This is a genomic window from Mesorhizobium sp. M4B.F.Ca.ET.017.02.2.1 (assembly GCF_003998955.1).
GTDB lineage: Bacteria > Pseudomonadota > Alphaproteobacteria > Rhizobiales > Rhizobiaceae > Mesorhizobium > Mesorhizobium abyssinicae.
Genome location: NZ_RZOF01000536.1, coordinates 1 through 2,568 on the forward strand (window position 1 = coordinate 1; position 2,568 = coordinate 2,568).

Sequence of the window (2,568 nt, forward strand, 5' to 3'; positions counted from 1 at the left end):
GTATAGGACAAAGCCTTGTCGAGGGCCGATTGCGCGCCGCCGAGCGAGCAGGCGGCGATGTTCAGCCGGCCGCCGTCGAGGCCGGCCATGGCGATACCGAAGCCGGCGCCTTCCGTGGCCAGCAGGTTCTCGGCTGGCACCTTGCAATCCTCGAAGATGACCTGGCGGGTGGACTGCATGTGCCAGCCCATCTTGTGCTCGTTGGCGCCGAAGGAGAGGCCGGGCGCATCCCTGGGCACGACGAAGGTCGAGATGCCTTTCGGCCCGTCGGCACCGGTGCGCGCCATGACGACATAGAGGTCGCTGTCGCCGGCGCCGGAGATGAACTGCTTGGCGCCGTTGAGCACATAGTCGCCGCCGTCTTTCACCGCGCGCGTCTTCAGCGCGGCGGCGTCGGAGCCGGAACCGGGCTCGGTCAGGCAGTAGCTCGCCAGCCATTCCATCGAGGTCAGCCTGGGCAGGAAGCGCTGGCGCTGCTCCTCGCTGCCGAAGCGGTCGATCATCGACGCCGCCATGTTGTGGATCGAGATGAAGGAGGAAAATGCCGGATCGGCGCGGGCAAGCGCCTCGAAGATCAGCACGGCATCGAGCCGGCCCAGCGCCGAGCCGCCGACGTCGTCGCGGACATAGATGCCGCCGAGGCCGAGCGGCCCGGTTTCGCGAATCACATCGGCCGGGAAATGTTTCGCACGGTCCCAGTCGAGCGCGTTCGGCGCGACGCGGTCGGCGGCGAAGGCCTCGGCCATCTCCTGGATGGCGCGCTGCTCCTCGGTGAGTTCGAATTGGCTGGTGCTCGCATCGACCGCGGCGTCCATGGCGTGCTCCCTGTCGTTTTAGGCCTTCTGGCCTGTCGTTTTTGGCTTTGCGCGCCATTCAATCTAGACCAATGATGCCGCCGCGCAACCCGCCCGGCCGCGGAGCGGCTGTGCATAGATCGACCAACGGAGCATGGCGTGACGACAGTCTTCTATGAACTGCTCGACCGGTTCCACGCCTACCTCAGGACCTTGGACAGCGCTCTGGTCAGCGACGCCGTCGCCCGCATCGATTGGGACATGCCGGTGCGACCGCTGGAGCCGCATCCGCTCGCCTGCCTGCGCCATCTCGACCGCATCGCCGAACTTTCGCCGCTGGATATCCGGCCCCTGACGCGATTCGTGGCGGAGCATCGCGGCGATCTGCGCTGGGGCCAAACCTACAGCGTCTCGGATTTCGGCCAGGCGTTCCTGGACAACTACGGCTGGCTGGAGGTTTTCGGCACGCGCGGCCATTTCGTCAATGACGAGGTCGCGGCCGGCCTGCTGATCCTTGGGCCCGGGATCGTCTATCCCGACCACCATCACATTGCCGAGGAGATCTACATTCCGCTGACCGGCGGTACGGAGTGGCACAAGGGCGAAAGTGGTTTCCGTGTTCGCGAGGCGGGCGAGGTGATCCATCACCCTTCGAATGTCAGCCATGCGATGCGCACGGGCAAGGAGCCGCTGCTGGCGCTCTACATCTGGCGTGGCGGGCCGCTGGCGCAGAAGTCGACAATCCCGGGCACCGTGGCGCAGGGCAGGGGCTGATGGCTGCCAAAGCGATCATGCTGCAAGGCACCGGCTCCGATGTCGGCAAGAGCGTGCTGGTGGCGGGGCTCTGCCGCGCGGCGAAGATGCGCGGGCTGAAGGTGCGGCCGTTCAAGCCGCAGAACATGTCGAACAATGCCGCCGTCGCCGACATTCCCGGCGACAACAAGGCCGGCGGCGGCGAGATCGGCCGCGCGCAATGGCTGCAGGCGATCGCCTGCGGCGTGGCGCCGACCGTTCACATGAACCCGGTGCTGCTCAAGCCGCAAAGCGATGTCGGCTCGCAGGTGGTGGTGCAAGGCAAGGTGTTCGGCGAGGCACGGGCGCGCGACTACCAGGCGATGAAGGGCCGGCTGATGGATGCCGTGCTGGAGTCCTGGGCGAAGGTCGGCGAGGGCGCAGATCTCGTCATCGTCGAAGGCGCCGGCTCGCCAGCCGAGATCAACCTCCGCAGCCGCGACATCGCCAATATGGGCTTTGCGACGCGGGCCAATGTGCCGGTGGTGCTGGTCGGCGACATCGATCGCGGCGGCGTCATCGCTTCGGTCGCCGGCACGCATCTCATCCTGCCGGAGGAGGACCGGCGCATGATCGTCGGCTACCTCATCAACAAGTTCCGCGGCGACGTCTCGCTGTTCGACGACGGCATCAGGGCGATCGGAAAGTTCACCGGCTGGCCTTGCTTCGGTGTGGTGCCGTGGCTGAAGGCGGCGGCGAGGCTTCCTTCCGAGGATTCGGTGGTGCTGGAACGGCTGGCATCCGGCGAGAAGCGGGCGCTGAAGGTCGCGGTGCCGATGCTTTCGCGCATCGCCAATTTCGACGATCTCGATCCATTGAAGGCCGAACCGCAGGTCGAGGTGGTGTTCGTGCCGCCCGGAAAGCCGCTGCCCGCGGATGCGGGATTGGTGGTCATTCCCGGCTCGAAGTCGACGATCGGCGATCTCTCGAAGTTCCGGGAGAATGGCTGGGACCGCGACCCCCTCGCCCATCGCAGGCGGGG

At 66.6% G+C, this 2,568-nt stretch carries 3 protein-coding genes; 2 read left to right on the forward strand and 1 reads right to left on the reverse strand.

The genetic code is table 11. The features are described 5' to 3' along the window. Nucleotides 1–815, reverse strand: an 815-nt coding sequence (locus EN738_RS33365; RefSeq protein ID WP_127287263.1) for an acyl-CoA dehydrogenase family protein, incomplete at its 3' end; no start/stop codon positions are given. A 138-nt stretch (nt 816–953) separates the two neighbouring features. Here EN738_RS33365 and EN738_RS33370 point away from each other — a divergent pair. Further along, on the forward strand, nt 954–1,568 hold the full coding sequence (locus tag EN738_RS33370; RefSeq protein ID WP_127287264.1) for a dimethylsulfonioproprionate lyase family protein: 615 nt from the start codon (nt 954–956) through the stop codon (nt 1,566–1,568). Next, the coding region (locus tag EN738_RS33375; RefSeq protein ID WP_127287265.1) for a cobyric acid synthase at nt 1,568–2,568 on the forward strand (1,001 nt) is incomplete at its 3' end. The genes EN738_RS33370 and EN738_RS33375, both read left to right, overlap by 1 nt.